Source organism: Lysinibacillus sp. F12 (assembly GCF_057773605.1).
Genome location: NZ_JBYMLP010000001.1, coordinates 621,816 through 644,129, shown reverse-complemented (window position 1 = coordinate 644,129; position 22,314 = coordinate 621,816). Strand labels below are relative to the sequence as shown.

Annotated in this window: 23 protein-coding genes; 22 read left to right on the top strand and 1 reads right to left on the bottom strand. The window is 38.3% G+C overall.

The genetic code is table 11. The features are described from left to right. The first annotated feature begins 42 nt into the window (after positions 1-42). From AC3CH7_RS03340 to AC3CH7_RS03310, 7 genes are all read left to right on the top strand, one after another. Complete coding sequence (locus tag AC3CH7_RS03340; protein WP_488381568.1) at positions 43-1,071, top strand: YpbB family protein; 1,029 nt, start codon at positions 43-45, stop codon at positions 1,069-1,071. After that, on the top strand, positions 1,072-2,514 hold the full coding sequence (locus tag AC3CH7_RS03335; RefSeq protein WP_422761217.1) for a RecQ family ATP-dependent DNA helicase: 1,443 nt from the start codon (positions 1,072-1,074) through the stop codon (positions 2,512-2,514). It begins immediately after the preceding gene. An 86-nt stretch (positions 2,515-2,600) separates the two neighbouring features. Then, positions 2,601-3,329, top strand: coding sequence for a LysM peptidoglycan-binding domain-containing protein (locus AC3CH7_RS03330; RefSeq protein WP_036161149.1), 729 nt, complete (start codon positions 2,601-2,603; stop codon positions 3,327-3,329). Positions 3,330-3,475: 146 nt separating this feature from the next. Continuing rightward, on the top strand, positions 3,476-4,231 hold the full coding sequence (locus tag AC3CH7_RS03325) for a metallophosphoesterase (RefSeq protein ID WP_200991058.1): 756 nt from the start codon (positions 3,476-3,478) through the stop codon (positions 4,229-4,231). 113 nt (positions 4,232-4,344) lie between these two features. Then, complete coding sequence (locus tag AC3CH7_RS03320) at positions 4,345-5,310, top strand: YpdA family putative bacillithiol disulfide reductase (RefSeq protein ID WP_012293597.1); 966 nt, start codon at positions 4,345-4,347, stop codon at positions 5,308-5,310. Between the two features lie 56 nt (positions 5,311-5,366). Then, positions 5,367-5,927, top strand: coding sequence for a glycerol-3-phosphate acyltransferase (locus tag AC3CH7_RS03315; RefSeq protein WP_488381567.1), 561 nt, complete (start codon positions 5,367-5,369; stop codon positions 5,925-5,927). 4 nt (positions 5,928-5,931) lie between these two features. After that, on the top strand, positions 5,932-7,473 hold the full coding sequence (locus AC3CH7_RS03310; RefSeq protein ID WP_488381566.1) for an aminotransferase class V-fold PLP-dependent enzyme: 1,542 nt from the start codon (positions 5,932-5,934) through the stop codon (positions 7,471-7,473). Between the two features lie 28 nt (positions 7,474-7,501). On the opposite strand, the gene AC3CH7_RS03305 is transcribed toward AC3CH7_RS03310, so the two are convergent. Then, complete coding sequence (locus AC3CH7_RS03305) at positions 7,502-8,470, bottom strand: asparaginase (protein ID WP_031417960.1); 969 nt, start codon at positions 8,468-8,470, stop codon at positions 7,502-7,504. An 84-nt stretch (positions 8,471-8,554) separates the two neighbouring features. Between AC3CH7_RS03305 and prsW the strand changes: the two genes are divergently transcribed. From prsW to AC3CH7_RS03230, 15 genes are all read left to right on the top strand, one after another. Beyond that, a complete protein-coding gene (gene prsW / locus AC3CH7_RS03300; protein ID WP_012293601.1) occupies positions 8,555-9,229 on the top strand; it encodes a glutamic-type intramembrane protease PrsW in 675 nt (224 codons plus the stop codon). Positions 9,230-9,325: 96 nt separating this feature from the next. Then, entirely contained in the window at positions 9,326-10,159 is an 834-nt protein-coding gene (sleB, locus tag AC3CH7_RS03295; protein WP_031417963.1) for a spore cortex-lytic enzyme, read from the top strand. A 15-nt stretch (positions 10,160-10,174) separates the two neighbouring features. Next, positions 10,175-11,458, top strand: a complete 1,284-nt coding sequence (locus AC3CH7_RS03290; protein WP_031417965.1) for a PepSY1/2 domain-containing protein — start codon at positions 10,175-10,177, stop codon at positions 11,456-11,458. 86 nt (positions 11,459-11,544) lie between these two features. Continuing rightward, positions 11,545-12,204, top strand: a complete 660-nt coding sequence (locus AC3CH7_RS03285; RefSeq protein ID WP_012293604.1) for a flagellar brake protein — start codon at positions 11,545-11,547, stop codon at positions 12,202-12,204. A gap of 96 nt (positions 12,205-12,300) precedes the next feature. Continuing rightward, a complete protein-coding gene (gene cmk, locus AC3CH7_RS03280) occupies positions 12,301-12,975 on the top strand; it encodes a (d)CMP kinase (protein ID WP_012293605.1) in 675 nt (224 codons plus the stop codon). 102 nt (positions 12,976-13,077) lie between these two features. Beyond that, the gene (rpsA, locus tag AC3CH7_RS03275) at positions 13,078-14,214 is read left to right on the top strand and encodes a 30S ribosomal protein S1 (protein ID WP_031417967.1); all 1,137 of its coding nucleotides are present in this window, start codon (positions 13,078-13,080) and stop codon (positions 14,212-14,214) included. 290 nt (positions 14,215-14,504) lie between these two features. After that, positions 14,505-15,815 carry a ribosome biogenesis GTPase Der gene (gene der / locus AC3CH7_RS03270; RefSeq protein ID WP_031417969.1) on the top strand — a complete coding sequence of 437 codons (1,311 nt, stop codon included), beginning with the start codon at positions 14,505-14,507 and terminating at the stop codon, positions 15,813-15,815. Between the two features lie 107 nt (positions 15,816-15,922). Continuing rightward, a complete protein-coding gene (locus AC3CH7_RS03265) occupies positions 15,923-16,939 on the top strand; it encodes an NAD(P)H-dependent glycerol-3-phosphate dehydrogenase (RefSeq protein WP_447402782.1) in 1,017 nt (338 codons plus the stop codon). Between the two features lie 223 nt (positions 16,940-17,162). After that, positions 17,163-17,375, top strand: coding sequence for a DUF2768 domain-containing protein (locus tag AC3CH7_RS03260; RefSeq protein ID WP_008180416.1), 213 nt, complete (start codon positions 17,163-17,165; stop codon positions 17,373-17,375). A gap of 22 nt (positions 17,376-17,397) precedes the next feature. Then, positions 17,398-18,180, top strand: a complete 783-nt coding sequence (locus AC3CH7_RS03255) for a hypothetical protein (protein WP_031417970.1) — start codon at positions 17,398-17,400, stop codon at positions 18,178-18,180. A 93-nt stretch (positions 18,181-18,273) separates the two neighbouring features. Then, the gene (gene spoIVA / locus AC3CH7_RS03250) at positions 18,274-19,752 is read left to right on the top strand and encodes a stage IV sporulation protein A (RefSeq protein WP_031417971.1); all 1,479 of its coding nucleotides are present in this window, start codon (positions 18,274-18,276) and stop codon (positions 19,750-19,752) included. Between the two features lie 199 nt (positions 19,753-19,951). Continuing rightward, positions 19,952-20,224 carry an HU family DNA-binding protein gene (locus AC3CH7_RS03245; protein ID WP_004232618.1) on the top strand — a complete coding sequence of 91 codons (273 nt, stop codon included), beginning with the start codon at positions 19,952-19,954 and terminating at the stop codon, positions 20,222-20,224. 219 nt (positions 20,225-20,443) lie between these two features. Then, complete coding sequence (gene folE, locus AC3CH7_RS03240) at positions 20,444-21,013, top strand: GTP cyclohydrolase I FolE (protein WP_012293615.1); 570 nt, start codon at positions 20,444-20,446, stop codon at positions 21,011-21,013. Between the two features lie 62 nt (positions 21,014-21,075). After that, a complete protein-coding gene (gene mtrB, locus AC3CH7_RS03235; RefSeq protein WP_004232621.1) occupies positions 21,076-21,294 on the top strand; it encodes a trp RNA-binding attenuation protein MtrB in 219 nt (72 codons plus the stop codon). Positions 21,295-21,546: 252 nt separating this feature from the next. After that, the gene (locus tag AC3CH7_RS03230) at positions 21,547-22,314 is read left to right on the top strand and encodes a heptaprenyl diphosphate synthase component 1 (RefSeq protein ID WP_012293617.1); all 768 of its coding nucleotides are present in this window, start codon (positions 21,547-21,549) and stop codon (positions 22,312-22,314) included.

The window sequence follows — 22,314 nt, the reverse complement described above, 5'->3', positions numbered from 1 at the left end:
CATTTCAACTTAAATACTATTAAATTGGAGGAATTTGCGTCAATGTTTCATCAAATTCTATTGCAAATCTTTCAAAAACTCAATAAGGAACGGACGATTTCGGCTGCTTATCACGTCTTGAAAGGAAAGCGGTCAGGTCAGACTATTCAAGACATTGGCCTTTTTCAGTTGCATCAATATTTTGGTTTATTACCTAAACTACCACGGACTACCTTTGATGAAGCGGTAACGTTATTTATGCAATATAGTTGGCTAAAAGTGCAGGAATCTGGTCACTTTTACATGGAAAAGCTAGGTTTGCAGCGAGCGCAACAAACCCCGACATTTTTCTTTGATGGATGGCATTATCGAGGAAATGAGCATGTGTTTTTTGCACGTCTTTCATTAATTGTGCAAAGTTTGTCGTATCAAACTGCAGCTGTTCGTTCTTTCTCACCCATCAGTAGAGATCCTGATATTCAAAATTGGGTGCGATCCTTTTTGAAGAATCATCATTATCTACAAGGTCATTTACAACAGCAATTATTAGATGAATGCACCAGCGTGCTGAAGAATATTCCAGTTTCAGATGGTAGCAAACAGCTTGTCCTTTATCGATTAAGTGGGTATCGTTTGCCTGGTTGGACATGGCAGCAGCTTGCCGATAAACGGAAGGAGTCTGTGCTAGATAGTCAATTAGCTTTTATTGAAACACTACATAAATTATTAAACGAAGTGCAACAAAACAATGATTATCCATTGCTTAAAGAAGTGGCACAAGGAGTAAGAGTGAAAATATTGCTAACCGATTCCGCACAGCAAACAGCACAATTGTATGAACAGGGATATTCAGTTGAACAAATAGTGCAAATAAGAAAACTGAAGCAAAGTACTATTGAAGACCACTTTGTGGAATTAGCGATGTATGAACCGAACTTTTCCATTGGTCCATTCGTCTCATATGAGGAAGCTGAAAAAGTTTGGCAGGCATCAAAGCATTATCAAACGAAAAAATTGAAAATCTTACATGAGGCTTTAAAGGAATTGAGTTATTTTCAATTAAGGCTTGTCCTTGCGAAAGGAGAAGTATAAATGGAACTGGAAGAACTATTGCATAAACATTTTGGTTATTCATCATTTCGACCAGGGCAAAGGGAAGTCATTGAAGCAATACTTCAAGAGAAAGATGTAATGGCCTTATTGCCAACAGGAATGGGAAAATCACTTTGCTATCAGCTACCAGCTTATATTTTAGAAAAGCCAGTGCTGATTGTATCGCCATTGCTTTCATTAATGCAAGATCAGGTAGAGGAATTGAAACGTTTTGGGGAAAAGAGGGTTGTCGCTTTAAATTCTTTTTTATCCATCACAGAAAAAAGATATGTATTACATTATTTAGAACAATACCGTTTCATTTTTACCTCGCCAGAGATGCTACTTCAGCAGCAGGTTCAAGAGAAACTAGCACAGGTAAAATTAGGTTTAATCGTAGTGGACGAGGCACATTGTATATCGCAATGGGGCTATGATTTCCGACCAGATTATTTACGGATAGGTGAGTGGCTATCGAGGCACAATCGACCTCCATTGCTAGCACTATCCGCCACTGCAACAAGTAAGGTTATGCAAGATATTCGAGAAACATTATCGTTAAAGGACCCATTTGAATTTATGTATAATGTTGATCGGCCCAATATTCAATTAGGACGCATTGTTCTGGAGGATAAGGCGGATAAAGCGAGCTGGCTTATGCGACATGTCAAAGCAACTGCTGGCCCAGGTATACTGTATGTTTCCTCACGCAAACGAGCGCATCAGTATAGTGAGGCATTTTTACAAGTAGGTATTCGTACTGCAGCCTATCATGCAGGCTATGGGGCTGAGGATCGCCAATTTATTCAGCAGCAGTTTATTGATGGTGAATTGGACTGGATAGTGGCAACAAATGCTTTTGGTATGGGGATTAATAAACAAGATATTCGTCAGGTCATTCATGAATCAATGCCTGCTAATATTGCAAATTATATGCAGGAAATTGGTCGAGCAGGTCGAGATGGTGAACCTGCACATGCCATTTTACTCTATTGTGATGGTGATGAAGAGCTGGCGAAGTTCGTTGTGACAGGTGACCTTCCGAGTTCTCAACATGTTGATCGCTATGAGGAGCTTCTTTCTCAGCAAGTACTACCAGCACAGATGTTAAAAAATGGAGAATTAGGAGAGACAGCATTTCGTGTGTTGGACTATTGGATGCAACAAGAAACTAAGGAGCAAGTAAAGGCTCGCCTCAATCAATTAGCCCTAGAAAAATACCGTGCAGTCGATGAAATGTTGAAGATTATACAGACAAAAGACTGTATTCGTGAACATCTTGTCGGGTATTTCGGGCAAAAATTGCAAAAAAAACCGGAAAAGTGTTGTGAAAATTGTGGAATCCATTATGATGAAATCAAGAAAGTACGCTTAACAACAGAGAAAAAAATAGAAATGATTTCGTGGGAACGTCGATTGCAGCTACTATTACTGGGTAATTAGACTAAAACTGACGGTCATTTACTTTTTTCGTAAAATTCGTCATAATAGAGTGACAAAAAGAGTAGTAAGGTTTGGGGGAAAGACAAATGAGTAAAGAAGATTATCGCGATAAAATAGAAGAACATCGTCAATCATTTGAAGATGAACAAAACGAACAGCAAACTTTGTCGAGAGTTTCCAGAATGAATAAAAATGGAGATAAGAAACAAAAGCCTAAAAATCCGAAACGGAAAACACCGTTAATGACGATTCTTTTTGTTATATTTATCCTTATTCCATTAACAATTCTAGTCTATTTTTGGAAGTTTTACGAGCCAGGGAAAACAATAGAGCAAGCTGAGAAAGATTCAGGTGAACAGGTCGTCGAAATGGATTCTTCAGAGGCATCTGCATCTGACAAGGACAAAAATAAAGACAAGGGCGAGCAAGCTGATCAAAAGTCAAACGAACCATCTAAAGAAAATGCTGATAAAGTAGCAGCTGACCAAAAAGCTGCTGAGGCAGCGAAAAAAGCTGAAGAGGCAAAAAAAGCGGAAGAAGCAAGTAAAGCGGAAGAAGCTCGCAAAGCTGAGGAGGCAAGAATAGCTCAGCAACAGGCCGAGGCAGCGAAAAAAGCTGAAGAGGCAAAAAAAGCGGAAGAAGCAAAACAAAATACTAAAGCAAGTACACATACTGTTAAAGCAAATGAGAACTTATTCCGTATTGCATTAAATCATTATGGTGATGGCAGTGAAGCGACTTTAGCTAAAATTCGTGCTGCCAATGGTATGTCTTCAAATACAGTTATGGTTGGGCAAGTAATTAAACTTCCTTAGACAAAAACCATATAATGGTCATATAGTTTAGCTAGTATAAAATAAAGGACAAACGTTCACACCAAAACGTACGTCTGATTTAGTAAAAAGACGATTCTTCATAGGAAACGAATCGTCTTTTTGCTGTCGTAAGGAGAAGTGAGGGAATGCTATATATAGGGCTATTGCTTATCGTAGTGGTCGTCTTTCTGATTTATATGTTGAAGGTGGCACATGAAAACAATGTTTTACATCACCAGCTACTATTAAAGGGAGCGCCGGAAAAACTACGTTTATTTTTTATTTCAGATGTTCATTTACGTAAAATTAATAAAAAAATGATTGCTCAATTAACAGGACATTTTGATGCTGTCATTATTGGTGGAGATTTAGCAGATAATCGCACACCCATTCCACGTATTCATGAGAATTTACAATTATTAACTTCTATTGGACCTACTTATTTTGTATGGGGAAATAATGACAGAGAAGTGGGAGAGGAGAGGCTTAAGAGCATATTGCAGCAGCATCATATTCAAATTATTGTCAATGATGCGGTGCTGTTACCTGCGAAAAACCGTTTCTGGCTTAGTGCAATTGAGGATACAACAGTTAAAGAATATAGCTTTGAAAAAGCATTTGAAAAAGTAGAAGAGCATGATCTAGTTGCTTTTATTGCGCATAATCCAGGTGTTTTTGCGAAAGTCCGTGCCAAGTACCGTGCTGATTTAATGATGGGTGGACATTTACATGGAGGACAGATTCGATTTGGTCCATATGGTGTCCATCCTAATGGTTCTTATCGAGAGCGAGATGGTGTTATGACTTTAGTTAGTAATGGCTATGGTACTACATTATTGCCAATGCGACTTGGTGCCAAACCACAATGTCATATCATCGACATTGATATTTCGAGTAAATAAACAAACAAAACTTGCTAGAAGGCGTATAATAAAAAGGTATCGTCTATTTTAATAATGGATGTAAGCAAGGAACAGCAACTATAGCTGTCCATATTCGATTGGAGTGTCAAGAAATGCAGCAAGCAGATGCGATTATTGTTGGAGGAGGCCCATGCGGTTTAGCAGCAGCAATAGCTTTGCAAAATATTGGATTAAAACCCATCGTTATTGAAAAGGGAAATATCGTAAATGCGATTTATCATTACCCTACCCACCAGACTTTTTTTAGTACAAGTGAACGATTAGGGATTGGCGATGTGCCATTTATTATTGAGGGACGTAAGCCCAAACGGAATCAAGCCCTTGTATATTATCGAGAAGTTGTTCGATTAAAAAATATTCAAGTTAACCGCTTTGAAAAAGTGCAAAGTGTTGTGAAAAATAATGGTATGTTTACTGTTACTTCAGATAAGGATAGTTATGAAACGCCTTATGTCATTATTGCAACAGGCTACTATGATCATCCTAATTATTTAAATATCAATGGAGAACAATTACCTAAAGTTTTCCATTATTTTAAAGAGGGACATGAATTTTTTGATACGGATGTTCTTGTCATTGGGGGCAAAAATTCAGCTATAGATGCAGCGTTGGAATTAAATAAGGCTGGTGCTCGTGTTACGGTTGCCTATAGAGGACATGAATATTCTCCAAGTATTAAGCCATGGGTATTACCTGAATTTGAAGGAGTAGTCAAAACAGGAGAAGTTGACATGAATTTTAATACGAATGTGTTAGAAATACGTGAGCATGAAGTAGTCTTAGCAATAGATGGCCATGAAAAGGTGATGAAAAATGATTTTGTCTTTGCTATGACTGGCTATCATCCTGATCACTCCTTTATTAAAGCTATGGGCGTCAATATTGATGAAGAAACGGGTCGCCCTTATTTTACACCAGAAACGATGGAAACAAATGTGGAAGGATTGTTTATCGCAGGCGTCATTGCCGCGGGAAATAACGCCAACGAAATTTTTATTGAAAATGGACGTTTTCATGGGGATTGCATCGCACAAACTATCGCTCAAAGAAAAGGATAAAGGTGAGGCTGTATAGGCATGTAGCTTATACAGCCTTTTAGCAAGGGGGAATATGATTGATTGGTTTGTATTTGCTCTTCAGTTATTTAATAGGAAACTTCATGACAGCATTTTTCGTTGGAAAGATATATGGTGTTAATTTACAGGAAGAACGCAGTAAAAACTTAGGTGCGCGCAATGCGGGAAGCGTCCTTGGCAAGAAGGCCTTTTTTATGACATTTCTAGGTGATACCATGAAAGGTGCACTGGTGGTAAGTTTAGGGCGCTTATGGCATTTAGAAGAATGGGTCATTGTTAGTGGAGCAGCCTGTGTCATTGCAGGGCACTTATATCCATTCTGGCTGAAATGTAAAGGAGGAAAAGGAGTCGCAACTTTTATTGGAGTTGGCCTCGCTCTATCACCAAGCTTGTTTTTATGGATGATTGCAGGTACGGCGGCCGTGCTTATATGCACAAGGAGCTTAACATTAGGCATGGTTGGAGGTTATATTTTTTATGTTGGCGCTATCATACAATCGGGTCAATTAGAGGCCTATGCACTTTTGATTATTGCAATCGTGTGTATGATCATAAGACATATGTCTAATATTAAGGAGTCATGGAAAAGAGGGAAGTAACGAGATGTATTGGTGTAAAATAGCTCAAACAAATGAAGAGTATGAGGCGATTGCGCGATTAAATTATGAGACATTTGTGGAAGAAATTCCACAGCATGAGCCCAATAAGCAAAGACTAAAAATTGACAGATTCCATCAGGAAAATACATATATAGTAGTGTATAAAAAAACAGAATTAATCGGAATGGTAGCATTTAGAGATCAAAGACCCTTTTCGATGGATGAAAAAATTGGTAAGGTAGAGCAATTTTTACCGGAAGAGATTTGTGGCAAGATTTGTGAAATACGTCTACTTGCTGTGAAAAAAAATTACCGAACTGGGCGAGTCCTATGGAGGCTCACACAAGCTTTAAACACATTTGCCTATGAAAAGGGCTACACCGCAGCCGTAATTTCAGGAACAACGCGTGAAGAAAAGCTCTATAAGCAAATGGGCTTTCAACAATTTGCACCAGCTGTTGGAGCAAAGGATGCACAGTTTTTACCAATGGTGCTTACTAGAGATGTATTTGAGCATGACCTACAACGTAGGCTTGCAAAAGATGACTATACTTTTTATCCTGGACCTGTTAAGCAATTGGAGACAATTGGTTATACCAATTTATCGCATCGTTCGTTAAATTTTAAGGCAATCTATGAACGAGTACAACAACAGCTACTACATTTAGCGAATACTAAGCATGTTGGAATAATCGTTGGAACTGGAACTTTGGCCAATGAAGTGATGCTTGCTCAACTACACGCTCAGCAACTAGGAAAAGGTCTTATTTTAACAAATGGAGAATTTGGTGAACGGTTAAGAAAACAAGCGGTCCGTTGGTCTTTAGATTTTGATGCAGCAGAACAACAATGGGGAACAATTTTTGATTACGAGAAAATAGCATCGTTGCTAGAAAATGGAGCATATCAGTGGATGTTGGTAGTGCATGGGGAAACCTCAACGGGGACTTGCAATGATTTAGAGAGTCTTGGTCATTTGGCAAAGTGTTATAATGTAAAACTTTGTGTAGATAGCATCAGTACGTTTGGGTCTATGCCATTTTCGTTACAGGACTGTTATTTAGCTACCGCAGTGAGTGGGAAAGCAATTGGGGCAATGAGTGGGCTAGCATTTGTATTTTCACAATATTTAGCACAATCCACCACTACATTGCCTGCATACTTGGACTTAGCAAATTACCACCAAGGCGCCATACCCTTTACGCTTCCAGCCGTATTGCTCGGAAATTTAGATGAGTCATTACAAGCCTATCCAGTCCGCTATGCGCAGCTACAGCAACGTTTTGAGGCGCTACTGCAGCTACCATATATGCACTTTCAATTACCAACAACTCAGTACCCAATGCTTATAACGATTCAACTGCCAGACACACTCTCAAACTTACACATCGATTTAGCCTTAAATGGACTTTTGGCTCATGGTGATAGCCCATATTTACGCCAAAGAGGATTCCTTCAATTCGCAGTCATTCAGCCCGATTTCGAAGACGCCCTTGTACGTCTTCATGAAGTGCTGTACTATTATGAACAAATAACCGAGGCATAAGCAAGTGCTCCATATGAATACATTGATTCTACAGGAAAAAATCCTTTAAATTTAAAGGACTTCCAGTTGTGTTCAGTCCAATTAATAATTTTAATCGTGCCTTTTGACCATTGATACCCGTGGCAAATATTGCACCTAAGTCTTCCAGCATTTTACCGCCACCAACATATCCATAGACACCTTCTGCGATACCATTAAAGCAGCGGGAAACAAGGATTACAGGGATATTGCGTTGGATCAAGCTCTCAATGCCTTTTACAACAGAAGGAGGGACATTTCCTTGTCCTAATCCTTCAAGCACCACACCTTCATATTTACATGCGAGCACGACATCAAGTAAATCTTCTTCCATACCAGCATAAACCTTTAGCATAGCTACGCGTTTAGATAAACTATTAACGTCTACATATTGACGACGAATTGGCGCATGATGGAACAAAATACGTGATTTTGTAATAAGCCCGATTGGTCCATATTGTGGGGATTGGAAAGTATTGACTGAACTTGTGCTCGTTTTCGTTGTATTGACGGCAAGATGTACCTCATCATTCATAACAACTAGAACGCCTTTGTCCCGAGCTTCATCATCGACTGCTACTCGGATTGCCTCCATCAAATTATAAATGCCATCTGCTCCAAGCTCATTGGATGAGCGCATCGCACCTGTTAGTACGATGGGGATGGCTAAATTTGTTGTCAGCTCTAAGAAATAGGCAGTTTCTTCTAATGTATCTGTACCATGCGTAATAACAACACCGTCGATTTGCTGGGCTGTAGTTTGCTCCATAATCAAGTTGCGTAATAGAAGCATTTCTGTTGGCGTGATATGTGGAGAAGGTAGGTTAAAAGCTTCTATTTCAATAATGGTCGCCAATGAATTAAGTTTATTACTCTCTTTCATGAGAGGGTTTTCTTTGTTGGGCATAACTGCTCCCTCAGCACTCATCGCCATGGAGATTGTGCCGCCAGTATGAATTAATAAAATTGTTTTTTTCATGAAAAATAAAATCTCCTTTTAAAAAGTTTTTTTGTCATTACATGGTATAATAATAGCAGTCTATTTTTGAAAGGAGCCGGCATCATGATCATTTTATTATCTGCTGCCATTGCTCCCGGTCTAGCGCTTTTTAGTTATTTCTATTTGCGCAATCAAATGGCTACGGAGCCAAGAAGAACTTTATTGCAAACATTTTTATACGGTGCATTTTTAACGTTCCCGATTCTGTTTTTACAATATGTACTAACAGAGGAAGGAGTTTTTCGATATTTTTACCTTCAAGACGTTCTTTTTTCTAGTGTTATTGAAGAATTTTTTAAATGGTTTGTACTATTAATAGCCATCTACAATCATGTAGAATTCGATGATCCATATGACGGTATATTATATGGGGCAAGTATATCACTTGGTTTTGCAACAATTGAGAACGTACTTTATTTATTATCCTTTGGCTTGGACACAGCATTTATGCGAGCTCTATTACCTGTATCAAGTCATGCATTATTTGGCGTAGTAATGGGCTACTATTATGGACGTGCTAAGTTTTCAAAGCTTGCCAAGACAAAAGAAATGATTGCTATGGCGCTTTGTGCACCAATTGTACTTCACATTCTATACAATACAATATTATCATTTAAAGGTCACTGGATTTATTTAATGATTCCGTTTATGCTGTTTTTATGGTGGTTTGGCTTACGAAAAGTGAAACTAGCGCATTACCATCTGGTACAACATTTGCATATGCATAAAAAAATATAAAGCGTAGAAATCGTCAAGATTTCTACGCTTTATTCTTTTTTATCATGTATAAATTGCCTCATTTGTTTCAAGCTATAAAAAAAAGGAGTGATAAAAGTGCGTTTAGTAAGCATACTTTTTGCTTTGATATTAGGAATTAGTATAATTGCGATTCCTCAAAATGAAGTGATTGCATTTAGTGACCAGCAAATTACTCGTGGTGCCTATGGAGATGATGTCATTGAATTGCAAGCAAGGCTACAATACTTAGGTTTTTATAAGAGTAAAATTGATGGGAAATTTGGCTATAACACATACTGGGCATTACGTAATTTCCAAGAGAAATATGGTTTGCCAGTAGATGGTATCGCTGGAGCGAAGACCAAAAAAACTATAGCTGGTTATTCTGATTACGATGAAAAATGGGTGAAAGCGCAATTAAATGCTGGTAATCAATTTACCTATTATGGTGGTATTCCGCTCGATCAGCAAGTGAATAAAGGAACTAGTACAGGTAGTGGTGCTGGCAGTGGCGGAGGAAATAGTAGTGGTACTACTAATAACAATGGGACACAGACACAAGTTCCTCCAAAATATACAGAACGTGATTTACAGTTAATGGCGAATGCTGTGTATGGAGAAGCTAGGGGAGAGCCGTATGAGGGACAAGTAGCAGTAGCCGCAGTTATTTTAAACCGTTTAGAAAGTCCTGATTTCCCAAATACTATTTCCGGAATTATATTTCAGCCTTTAGCTTTTACAGCGGTAGCAGATGGACAAATTTGGTTAGAGCCTAATGATAGAGCAAAAGAAGCTGTTATTGATGCAATGAATGGCTGGGACCCATCTGAAAATGCATTGTATTATTTCAATCCGAAAACAGCAACAAGTAAATGGATTTGGTCACGTCCGCAAATTAAACAAATTGGAGAGCATATTTTCTGTTCATAGAAAGGAGGAACTTAGATGAAAACTTGGCTCGTGGTCTTAACGATAGCTGTTATCGGGTTAGGGGCATATAGTATTGATTTACATGGAGATAAAGAAGATTTACAACGTACCGTATTAGCACAGTATACAGATAAGTTAACAGATGCATCTGAAAAACTATCTCATCTACAGCGATCAGTATCGCAGTCACTACTGTTTCAAGACGAGCAGGCAATTCACAGTGAATTAGATTCAGTTTGGCGTTTAAGCTCAGAAGTTCGTTCTTCAATTGCTAATATTCCGATAGGGCAAGAACTATCAAATGAATGGATGAATTATTTAGGGCGACTTGGCGATGAAGCGAAGAGAACAGCAAAGACAGGCGATTATGTAGCTTGGCGTGAAAAAATGCCACAGGTTTCTTCGAATTTACAAGCGCTGTCTGATGATTGGACAGCCGCAACTGTCGATTTTTATAAACATAATGGAAAAATGGATGTTTGGCTGCAGCAAGTGGATAATAAAAATCCAAACACAAACTTTGATAAAGTGAAGGACACGTTAAAAGGTTATGGAGAAAAGGATTTCCCGCTAACATTATCTGAGTCAGACTGGCAAAAAAAGATTGAGTTAAAAGCTTTACAGGATGCCGAAATTACGGAAAAAGAAGCGTTAGAAAAGGTGAAATATTTATTCCCAGTTATTAAAGACGCGACATTTACTGTAACAAAAAGTAGTGACACGGCACCGTATCCGTTCTATCACATACAATTCCACCAAGGAATTCGTTTAGGGTATGTGGATTTAACGGTAAAGGGAGGGCATTTACTGTCCTATTTAGTGGAACGTCCTGTTGATGAAGCGAAGCAGTCACAGGAGGAAATCCTCAAAAAAGCCGAAGAATATGTCAAAAAACTTGGCATGAAAGATGTAGCCTATGTGGAATCGCGCGAAAATCATCAGGCTTGGCACGTAACATTTGCCCGTGTACATCCAGGAGATAACGCATTAATTTATGCGGACGGTGTTCAACTTAAATTAGCTAAAGATACGGGTGAGTTGTTGGGTGCAAACGCGATGGAATACATTCAAGAAGAGAATATTAAAAAACAAACAGCAAAACCAATCGATTGGAAAACATTCTTCCAAGATGATATTCAAGTCCAAGAAGTAAAAAATATTTATACGGATAATGGGGAATTTGAACAACGTCTATGCTATGAGGTCATTGCATTGCGTGATGGTAAAACACAAGAGACATTTAGAATCGTCATTGATGCAGAAAATCATAATGTTTTAAAAGTGGAATATTTAACTTAATAATAAGAAAATACTACCAATTTTTATAGCCAAAATTAATATCTCATGAGATAATTAAACCATATTTTTCGTACGGGGAGATGCTCATGGAGATTAAAATTGGTACACAATTACAACTTGAACCTACTTATACAGAGCGTGTGGAGAAATTCCGCTGTAAGGTTGTAGAGCAACAAGATCATATTCTTTATATTGATTATCCAATTAATATGGCGACAAAGAAAACAGCATTTTTGATAGATGGCTCTGAATTTAGAGCAACCTTTCGTACCGAGGACAAACAATCATTTGCCTTTAATACAGAGGTAATAGGTCGTAAAGCGGGCCATATACCTATGATTATGTTGCATTGCCCAAAGCCAGAGGAATTTATCAAAATTCAACGTCGAGAATATGTCCGTGTTGAAACACCAGTGGATGTGGCCGTTCAGTTCAAGGATCACAAATATCAGTTAGTAGCTGCGGATATTAGTGCAGGAGGCTTAGCCCTCATTTTGAAAGGAGAAGTAGCTTTCGATGATGGCGATGAGGTGAAATTAACAGTTGCCTTGCCGTTTGTCAATGGGGATGTGAAATACGTAATAACAGAGGCAACTGTCGTGCGTATTTTTGAAAAAGATTCTAAACGAATTGCAACAATCCAGCTGACGGATTCAGATGATGTAGACCAGCAACATATCGTTCGCTTTTGCTTTGAGCGCCAGTTAGGCAATCGACGTAAAGAATTGAATCCATTTAATGCTTAATATGCCGCATAGTAATTTTTTAAAAGCCCTCTTCTAGCAGAGGGCTTTTTATAGGTTATATGATACAATATGAGGTGACAGAAAGTAGGGAAGAATATGAAGAAAAACATCCAAATTGCGATAGATGGTCCTGCTGGTGCCGGTAAAAGTACTATTGCAAAAATTGTTGCTGAGGCACTTGATTTTACTTACATTGATACAGGTGCAATGTATCGAGCAGTTACGTATAAAGCGATGCAACAAAACATACATTTAGATGATGAAGCAAAATTAGCGGAGATGCTAGCGGCTAGCACCATCGATTTAAAGCCATCTCCACAGGGGCAGCTTGTTTTTTTAGATGGTCATAATGTATCAGCCGATATCCGTTCAAATGAAGTCACTTCATCCGTTTCTCAGGTAGCTGCACATGCAAAGGTTCGTGAGTTATTAGTAGCTCAACAACAAAAGCTGGCAGCAAATGGTGGCGTCGTAATGGATGGCCGCGATATTGCAACACATGTATTGAAAAATGCAGAGCTAAAGATTTTTATGTCTGCAACGGTAGAGGAACGTGCAAGAAGACGATTCATAGACAATCAAAAAAGAGGAATCGACTCTTCGCTTGAAAAACTTCAGGAAGAAATTGCATTGCGTGATAAAAAAGATAGTGAACGCGAAGCATCACCACTTATTCAAGCAGAAGATGCCATATTTTTAGATACGACAGCATTGTCTATCGATGATGCAGCACAAGCTATTTTAAAATTAGCAGAAGAAAAAATGCTATAAATCCTAAAATTTCAGACATTTTTCGAATTTAAAGGATTTATTTTTGTCTTTGTCTTCAATATCGAATAAAATAGTAAGGGAAGATGCGAAGGAGGGTTACATATGTCTGAAGAAATGAACTATGCAGAACAAACGTTTAACGAGGGTGATATCGTCAAAGGTATTGCAGAGCAAGTTGATGAAAAAGCAGTATCTGTATCAATTCCGGGTGCACCATTTGATGGTATTATCCCAATCAGCGAATTATCAAGCTTACACATTGAGAAAGCTTCTGATGTCATCTCTGTTGGGGATGAGTTAGAATTGATGATTACAAAGGTTGAGGAAGAAAATTTTGTCCTATCAAAACGTAAAGTGGATGCTTTAAAAGCATGGGATACACTCGAGCAACAATTTACCGCAGGAGAAATTTTTGAAGCGGAAGTAAAGGATATTGTTAAAGGTGGTCTTGTCGTAGATTTAGGTGTACGTGGCTTTGTACCAGCATCACTTGTAGAAGACTACTTTGTCGATGATTTTGAGGGCTACAAAGGCAAATCATTAAGCTTCAAAATTGTTGAGCTTGATAAAGAAAAGAATCGTCTTATTTTATCTCATCGCGCAGTGGTTGAATCAGAAAAGGCATCACAAAAGAAAGACGTTATAAATCAAATCAAGGCTGGCGACGTTTTAGATGGTAAAGTACAGCGTTTAGCATCATTTGGGGCATTTATTGACCTTGGTGGTATCGATGGTCTTGTCCACATTTCACAAGTGTCTCACGAGCATGTGAGTGATGTAAGTGAAGTTTTATCAGAAGGACAAGGTGTAACTGTAAAAGTTCTATCTGTTGATCCAGAAAATGAACGCATTTCATTATCTATTAAAGAAACGATTCCTGGACCGTGGTCTAATATCGAAGAACGTGCAGCTAAAGGTACGATTTTAGAAGGTAAAGTGAAGCGTCTTACATCATTCGGCGCATTTGTGGAAGTTTTCCCTGGTGTTGAAGGATTAGTGCACATTTCGCAAATTGCTCACAAACACATTAATACACCACATGAGGCATTAAAAGAAGGACAAGAAGTACAAGTAAAAGTCCTTGATGTCAATGCTGAGGACGGTAGATTAGCGCTAAGCATTAAAGAATTACTTGAAAATCCAGAAGCAGAAGAAGTGATCGATTACGAATTACCTGAAGAAAACACAGGCTTCTCATTCGGAGACGTAATTGGCGATCAATTAAAAAATTTTAAATAAGAAGAACGCGAGGATACAAGATTGTATCCTCGCTTTTTTGTTGGAGTAATGGAATTCGAAAGTGACGGATAGAACCTTTGGATTAAATAGTAGATAGGATTCAAAAAGCAAAGGATTTATCCTCAAAAAGCCTTCACACATGCTCTCAAAATACATGAAAAAACCGGGAAAATAAATCGTTTGGATTGTTAAAGCCATACATAGCGTTCTACTTTATGGATATGATATGATATAATGGCATTTTTCGTGTATAATAGCGAAAGACAAGAAGTTGGAAGGATGAAGTACAGATGACGAAACCAGTAGTAGCCATCGTAGGTCGTCCGAACGTAGGTAAGTCGACGATTTTTAACCGTATCGTTGGAGAGCGTGTGTCTATTGTGGAGGATATTCCAGGCGTAACACGTGATCGTATTTATAGTTCGGCAGAGTGGTTAACACATGATTTTAATATTATTGATACAGGTGGGATTGAAATTGGGGACGAGCCGTTTTTAGAGCAAATTCGTCAACAAGCCGAAATCGCCATTGAAGAAGCAGACGTTATTATTTTTATGACAAATGGTCGTGAAGGGGTAACCGCAGCCGATGAGCAAGTAGCTAAAATTTTATACAAAACTAAGAAACCAGTTGTTTTAGCAGTCAATAAGATTGATAATCCTGATATGCGTGAAATGATTTATGATTTTTATGCATTGGGCTTCGGTGAGCCTTGGCCAATTTCTGGCTCTCACGGCTTAGGGTTAGGGGATTTATTAGACGAATGTGCGAAACATTTCCCAAAAGAAGATGAAGAGCAGTACGGAGATGATGTGATTAAATTCTCATTAATCGGTCGTCCAAATGTAGGGAAATCATCTTTAGTGAATGCTTTCTTAGGTCAAGATCGAGTGATTGTAAGTAATATTGCAGGGACAACACGTGATGCAATTGACACACCTTATGCGTATGAAGATCAGGAATATGTCATTATTGATACTGCAGGTATGCGTAAAAAAGGTAAAATTTATGAGACGACAGAGAAATATTCAGTTTTGCGTGCGTTACGTGCGATTGAACGTTCAGACGTTGTGTTAGTGGTACTGAATGCGGAAGAGGGTATTCAGGAGCAAGATAAGAAAATTGCTGGGTATGCACATGAAGCTGGAAAAGCAGTGGTGATTGTTGTCAATAAATGGGATGCTATCGAGAAAGACGAAAAAACGATGAATGTTTTTACGCAGCAAATTCGTGAGCATTTCCTATTTTTAGACTATGCACCGATTATTTTCGTATCGGCGAATACAAAACAGCGTGTTCATCAGATTTTACCAATTATCCAACGTGTCAGTGAGAATCATGCGATGCGTATTCAATCTTCTATTTTAAACGAAGTCATAGAGGATTCTGTAGCACGTAATCCTGCGCCAACCGATAAAGGTCGTCGTTTACGTATTTACTATGCTACGCAGGTTGCGATTAAACCACCAACATTTGTGGTATTTGTCAATGAACCTGAGCTTATGCACTTCTCCTATGAACGTTTCTTAGAAAATCGTATTCGTGAAACATTCGATTTTGAAGGAACACCGATTCGTTTAATTACACGAGCACGAGCTTAAAGTTATAGTCATACACATACAATACGCCAACCCGACATATTTGTTGGGTGGCGTCTTTTTACAAGAAAAAATTAGTGTAGACAACCCACTATAAGGGAGGATTTTTTATGGAAAAAGTTTGTGTGTTAGGAGCAGGCTCTTGGGGGTCTGCGCTGGCAATGGTACTAGCGGAAAATGGCCATGATACGCTTGTATGGACACATCGAGCTGAACAGGCAGAAGAAATCAACCGTATGCATACTAATAAAAAATATTTACCTGAAACGGTATTGCCAACAAATTTACATGCTACGAGTGATATTGCAAAGGCAGCAACACATGCTGAAACAATCGTTGTGGCTGTGCCGACAAAAGCAATTCGTGAGGTTTGTGAAAAATTGACGGCTGAATTAACAAAAAAAGTTTTATTTGTACATGTTTCAAAAGGAATTGAACCAGATTCTTTAAAGCGAATTTCTGAAATATTAGCAGATAGCCTACCTGCTGAAAAAGTGGATGAAATTGTAGTGCTTTCAGGGCCGAGTCATGCGGAGGAAGTAGTTCTTCATCATCCTACAACAGTTACAGCTGCATGTGCAGACATAGACGCTGCTGAAAAAGTACAGGATCTATTTATGAACCAATTCTTCCGTGTTTATACAAATGACGATGTGATCGGTGTAGAAATTGGTGGGGCACTGAAAAATGTTATCGCTTTAGCTGCAGGCATTACAGATGGCTTGAATTATGGTGATAACGCGAAAGCGGCATTAATTACGAGGGGGCTTGCGGAGATTACTCGTTTAGGTGTAAAAATGGGTGGTAATCCATTTACGTTCTCAGGCCTTACGGGCATGGGAGATTTGATTGTAACGTGTACAAGCGTTCACTCAAGGAACTGGCGAGCAGGGAATATGTTAGGGCAGGGCATGAAGTTACAAGAGGTTCTTGATCAAATGGGAATGGTTGTAGAGGGAGTCCGGACTACAAAGGCCGCCTATCAATTAGCAGAGAAGTATGGTGTGGCAATGCCTATTTCTACGGAGCTTTATAGCGTACTCTTTAATGATGTAGAGCCGAAAGTGGCTGTTGATGCACTTATGATGCGCATGAAAAAACGTGAAATTGACGAGATGAAGCATTAATATTATTTTTATGATTAAATTTGTCATGAAACGGACATAAATAAGGTGTCTTAGTGAATCTACTGAGACACCTTATTATGTGCTATTAGTTGAATAGTGAAAGCATTTTAAAAGGTTGTCCATTTCTTGATAGTTATGGGACAACTATTTCTTTTTAACAAAGGCACATAGTATAATATAATTTGATTGTGTCTTGACATAGAAAGAAAGGTGGTTATTTGAAATGGGCCCGTTAGCTCATATGCCTGCTTTAGATGTAATGTGGGTATCGTTTTATTGTATAGGTTTTATGATTATATCAGTCGGCTTAATTTATTTAGCTCGTAACAAGATTTCAAATGTATTTTTACGAACAATCGTAAATTTATGTGCATACATACTGTTTGGACTTGGCACATTTTTAATGGTACTTATAGTTGCCACTTGGCCAGCATAATAAATAACGAGGTGTCAGTAACATGAAAAAACTAAGTGCTTTTCTGTTGGTAATTGCAACCGCCATATTGTTAGTCGGGTGTGCGTACCCAGAAGACGAGAAAAGGGCGAAGGTTACGCCTGATGTGGACCAACTAGCAGCTGTTCAGCGTGCTGTTAATGAATACCGGGAAGCAACTGGTGGGCTAGTACCCATTAAAAATAGCGAATTAGATACAGATTTATATATCAAATATTTAATCGATTTTGAAAAGCTTATGCCGAAGTATTTGTCGACGATCCCTGGAAACGCCTATGAAAAAGGCGGTATATATCAGTATATTATTTGGGATCCAGAACATGATGCGACCGTTAAACTAGTAGATTTAAATGCTGCAGAGCGTATTCGTGAAATAGGTATTCGGAAACTATCTACACAATACTTACCAATAACAGGTTCAACATCTGATAATGTGTACCAAATTAATTATAAGGATTTGGGCTATAAAACAGAGGTTACTGTGAAAAGTCCCTATTCTGGCGTCGAATTGCCGCTCTTTATGACTGGAGACGGTGAATTGCATGTAGATTATTCCATTGATTTAGGGCAACTTCTAAAAGAAGACAAGCCAGATGTCAAACCAGGTGATGATATTCGCCAATTACTTGTCGATAAATTTCCTGTAGTACCTGCCTACTCTGTTCCGTATACAGTGGATGAGAAAGGTGAGCCAGTTTATGATATGGACACTTATAAGGCAGATGTTAAGAAGGCCCAAGAACGACAAAAACAAGAGGCCGAAGCCGCCAAGAAAAAAGAAGAATAATAAAACAAGCTCCTTACATTTGTGAGGGGCTTTTTCATATTTGTCTACAAGCTCGCATATAGTGAAAAAGCGTAGATAAAGGAGGCAGAAACCTTGAGTGAAGCAGTATTTAGAGAAATTGCAGAGCGAACAAATGGCGATGTTTATATTGGTGTTGTCGGTCCAGTACGTGTAGGTAAATCAACATTTGTAAAAAAGGTAATGGAATCCGTCGTGTTACCAAACATTGTGGATGAAACAGAAAGAATGCGAGCACAGGATGAGTTGCCACAAAGTTCTCCAGGGCCAGTCATTATGACCGCTGAGCCGAAGTTTGTGCCTGCTCAAGCAACCCGTATTGTGGTCGGTGATGATGAAATGCCATTTCAAATTCGTTTAGCAGATTGTGTGGGTTATATTATCGAAGGAACAAAAGGCTATGAAGATGAAAATGGTCCGAAATTTGTTCATACTCCTTGGCATACAGAGCCTATTCCGTTCCAGGAAGCAGCGAAAATAGGTACGGATAAAGTAATTCGCGATCATGCGAATATTGGAATAGTAGTGACGACTGATGGAACAGTTAACGGTATTAGTCGTCGAGCTGCAGAGAAGGCAGAAGAAGAGATTGTTGAGCAATTAAAAGAAATTGGCAAGCCTTTTGTCATATTACTTAATTGCCAAATGCCTGCTAGAGAAGAAACTGTTCAACTGCGTAATGAGTTGTTTGAACGTTATAATGTTCCTGTTATCGCCATTTCAATTGATCAAATGAGAGAAGCGGATATTCAGTATATTTTACAAGAGGCACTATTTGAATTCCCAATCCGGACAATTGAAGTGGAGAAGCCAGATTGGTTAGACGTGCTAGATGCCTCACATCCATTAAATGTTGCACTGATTGATTCGATGGAAGAGGTACTTTCTTCTGTTATGAAAATTAGGGATGTGCAACAAGCATCTGACGCTTTTAAAGCTATTGATTTTATAGATCAAAGTGAAGTAGTTCATGTAGATGCGGGTATTGGAACAGCTGTAATTCGTGTGTCCTTACAGGGTGAACTATATAAATCGGTTTGTAATGAATGGTTAGAGGAACCGATTGAAACGAAAAAAGATTGGCTACTATTTATTAAGGAAGCCGCTGAGGCAAAAGAAGCTCAAAAACGCTTTAAAAGTGCCATACATGATGCGGATATGACAGGTTATGGTGTTACATTACCAATGATGCAGGAATTTGAGCCAACAGCTCCAGAATTAATTAAGCAAAATAATTTCTTTGGTGTACGAATGAAAGCGAAGGCGCCATCTTATCATATTATTCGTGTCGATATGGATTCAGAATTTGCCCCATTAATCGGCTCTGAGTTCCATAGTCAGCAACTTTTAAAAGATTTGAACCATGCTTATTTACATGATCGTGATGCACTATGGAATACACAGCTATTTGGAACACCATTACATGAAGTATTAAAAGAAGGTATTCGCTATAAAATGGATGCAGTTCCACCTACTGCCAAAAAACGTATGCGTCAAACGATCGAACGTATGGTAAATGAAGGGGATCGTGGGTTAGTTACCTTTATTTTATAGTGATAAAAATTAAAAAGAAGTGTAAAAAAATAGGTAAAGGGCTTTTCGTTTTTATGCGAAAAGTCCTTTTTTTTGATTTTTTGGGTGAAAAACTGATTTTTTGGTTATAATCATGAATGAATACAGTTGCGTAGCGGTTTTCTATGTGTTACTCTTTTTACAGAATTGGTTCATGACCCTTTGAGAGGAGGTGAATGGTGTGAATAAAACAGAATTAGTAAACTCTGTTGCTGAAGCTGCAGGTCTTTCTAAAAAAGACGCTTCTAAAGCAGTTGAAGCTGTATTTGATACAATTCAAGATGCTCTTGCAAAGGGTGACAAAGTACAATTAATTGGTTTTGGTAACTTCGAAGTACGTGAACGTGCGGCTCGTAAAGGTCGTAACCCACAAACTGGTAAAGAAATCGAAATCGCTGCTAGCAAGGTGCCTGCTTTCAAACCAGGTAAAGCGCTTAAAGACGCGGTAAAATAATACACGTCTAGTAGTTACATAGAGCAGTCTTCATGTTAACGAACATGGAGACTGCTCTTTTTAACGTCAAGTATTAATACATAATCATATAAAAGCTAGATTTGCTAACTTGCAACAAATTTTTTGTGAAACAAGTAAGTCATTTTGCGCTTACCTTTTGGATGTGCTACGATGCATAGGGAAATGTGTAATGTTTTGATATGCAGGAGGTTTTTTTGAATGTCGAATATAGATTTATTAAAAATAGAAGAAGCCGTTAAAATGATTTTAGAGGCGGTAGGTGAAGACGTAAATCGAGAAGGTTTATTAGATACACCAAAACGTGTTGCCAAAATGTATGCTGAGATGTTTAGTGGCTTACATGAGGATGCTAAAGACTATTTTAGAACAGTGTTCCACGAGGATCATGAAGAGTTGGTTCTTGTCAAAGATATTCCTTTTTATTCGATGTGTGAGCATCATCTAGTTCCGTTTTATGGAAAAGCACATGTCGCTTACATACCGAATGACGGCATTGTGGCAGGGCTAAGCAAATTAGGTCGTGCAGTAGAAACAATTGCTCGTCGACCACAGTTGCAAGAGCGTATTACGTCTTCAGTCGCTGATACAATAATGGAAATGCTAGCACCAAAAGGGGTTTATGTGGTGATTGAAGCTGAGCACATGTGTATGACCATGCGCGGGCTGAAAAAACCAGGCTCCAAAACCGTAACATCTGTAGCAAGAGGTGTTTACGAGGAAGATGAAGTGAAACGTAGAGAAGTTCTATCATTTATTCAAATGTCTTAAATTGCTTGTCTAATTATGTTATGATGAACTAAGAATTTGTCGGATTTAAGGAGTGTACAAGAATGTCACAAGATTATATTGTTATTCAAGCTGAAGAAGATGGTGTACATGTCATTGGTTTAACGCGTGGAACAGATACAAAGTTCCATCATTCTGAAAAGTTAGATGCCGGCGAAGTTATGATTGCTCAATTTACAGAACACACTTCTGCGATGAAGATTCGAGGGAAAGCACAGATTCATACAGCACATGGTGTGATTAATAGTGAAGCAAAAAAATAATAAATAGACAAGATATGGTTTCATAATAGTTTTTATCCGTGCCATTTAGGCACATATAAATGAGTTAGATGTGAAAAACTAATTATATGGGCAGTAGCATTCCCACCTCATGGGAAAGCTTTACTGCCTATCCTCTTGAAGTAAGCAAAATTTTTTTATTCCGCATCGTTGCGTATGCTATAATGACTCAGTAAGCAAACGTTAAGACTAAGATAGGATTAACGTATTTGAAAGTGAAATGGAGTAAGGTCTATGAATGCAACATACATTCAAAATTCAATTGCCCAGTTAAAAACAGAGATTTTCATGGATGTTCGTCATAGAACTTTGCAAAAATACACAGGAATGCCTGTGCTAGATGAAAATCAATTGTTTTATTTGTTAGTCCCATTTTTGAATGGTGAAGTGTGGCAACAGGAGCAACAAGAGGCTGCCATTACTGTTGGCATTGTGTATGCGGCATTGGCGGCACACGATCATATAAAAGAATTAGATGCTACTTCTAAAGAACAGCAGCTAACGGTATTAGCTGGGGATTTTTATAGTGGTCGTTATTACGAAATATTAGCAATGTCTGGAAATGTCGAATTGATACGAAAATTGTCACAAGGAATTGTGACACGATGTGAAAACCAGATAAAGGTTTATGAGGCTGAACAAAGAACGATCGAGCAATGGTATGCTTCGATGTGCAATATTGAATCAGGATTAATTGCTCAATTTTTCGAGCTTTATTCTTTTAGTGAATATATACCGTTAATGGAAAAAAGTTTATTGATTTTACGTTTAGAAAAAGAAATGACAGCTTATCAACGTGGACAATCGTCTTTAATAGGTAAGGCACTTGAAGAAAGTGTTCAACGTCATGGTACAACTTTTCATAGCGTCATCAAGCAGAAAATAGTGCATTTAAAAATAGAGCTGTCAAAGATGGTGGAGAGTGCATCATTTTTACAAAATGATGTGAAACGAGCTTTACATGCACATGTAGAGGCTTCTATTGCTTCTACTAACGGATAA

What these genes read in the sequence shown, in the direction of transcription:
- AC3CH7_RS03340 (WP_488381568.1), top strand. Translation starts at nt 43, where the DNA reads ATGTTTCATCAAATTCTATTGCAAATCTTTCAAAAACTCAATAAGGAA.
- prsW (WP_012293601.1), top strand. Translation starts at nt 8,555, where the DNA reads ATGATCATTTTATTATCTGCTGCCATTGCTCCCGGTCTAGCGCTTTTT.
- der (WP_031417969.1), top strand. Translation starts at nt 14,505, where the DNA reads ATGACGAAACCAGTAGTAGCCATCGTAGGTCGTCCGAACGTAGGTAAG.
- AC3CH7_RS03230 (WP_012293617.1), top strand. Translation starts at nt 21,547, where the DNA reads ATGAATGCAACATACATTCAAAATTCAATTGCCCAGTTAAAAACAGAG.
- AC3CH7_RS03325 (WP_200991058.1), top strand. Translation starts at nt 3,476, where the DNA reads ATGCTATATATAGGGCTATTGCTTATCGTAGTGGTCGTCTTTCTGATT.
- AC3CH7_RS03320 (WP_012293597.1), top strand. Translation starts at nt 4,345, where the DNA reads ATGCAGCAAGCAGATGCGATTATTGTTGGAGGAGGCCCATGCGGTTTA.
- AC3CH7_RS03290 (WP_031417965.1), top strand. Translation starts at nt 10,175, where the DNA reads ATGAAAACTTGGCTCGTGGTCTTAACGATAGCTGTTATCGGGTTAGGG.
- folE (WP_012293615.1), top strand. Translation starts at nt 20,444, where the DNA reads ATGTCGAATATAGATTTATTAAAAATAGAAGAAGCCGTTAAAATGATT.
- AC3CH7_RS03255 (WP_031417970.1), top strand. Translation starts at nt 17,398, where the DNA reads ATGAAAAAACTAAGTGCTTTTCTGTTGGTAATTGCAACCGCCATATTG.
- mtrB (WP_004232621.1), top strand. Translation starts at nt 21,076, where the DNA reads ATGTCACAAGATTATATTGTTATTCAAGCTGAAGAAGATGGTGTACAT.
- AC3CH7_RS03330 (WP_036161149.1), top strand. Translation starts at nt 2,601, where the DNA reads ATGAGTAAAGAAGATTATCGCGATAAAATAGAAGAACATCGTCAATCA.
- AC3CH7_RS03335 (WP_422761217.1), top strand. Translation starts at nt 1,072, where the DNA reads ATGGAACTGGAAGAACTATTGCATAAACATTTTGGTTATTCATCATTT.
- AC3CH7_RS03310 (WP_488381566.1), top strand. Translation starts at nt 5,932, where the DNA reads ATGTATTGGTGTAAAATAGCTCAAACAAATGAAGAGTATGAGGCGATT.
- AC3CH7_RS03265 (WP_447402782.1), top strand. Translation starts at nt 15,923, where the DNA reads ATGGAAAAAGTTTGTGTGTTAGGAGCAGGCTCTTGGGGGTCTGCGCTG.
- AC3CH7_RS03305 (WP_031417960.1), bottom strand. Translation starts at nt 8,470, where the DNA reads ATGAAAAAAACAATTTTATTAATTCATACTGGCGGCACAATCTCCATG.
- cmk (WP_012293605.1), top strand. Translation starts at nt 12,301, where the DNA reads ATGAAGAAAAACATCCAAATTGCGATAGATGGTCCTGCTGGTGCCGGT.
- rpsA (WP_031417967.1), top strand. Translation starts at nt 13,078, where the DNA reads ATGTCTGAAGAAATGAACTATGCAGAACAAACGTTTAACGAGGGTGAT.
- AC3CH7_RS03285 (WP_012293604.1), top strand. Translation starts at nt 11,545, where the DNA reads ATGGAGATTAAAATTGGTACACAATTACAACTTGAACCTACTTATACA.
- AC3CH7_RS03260 (WP_008180416.1), top strand. Translation starts at nt 17,163, where the DNA reads ATGGGCCCGTTAGCTCATATGCCTGCTTTAGATGTAATGTGGGTATCG.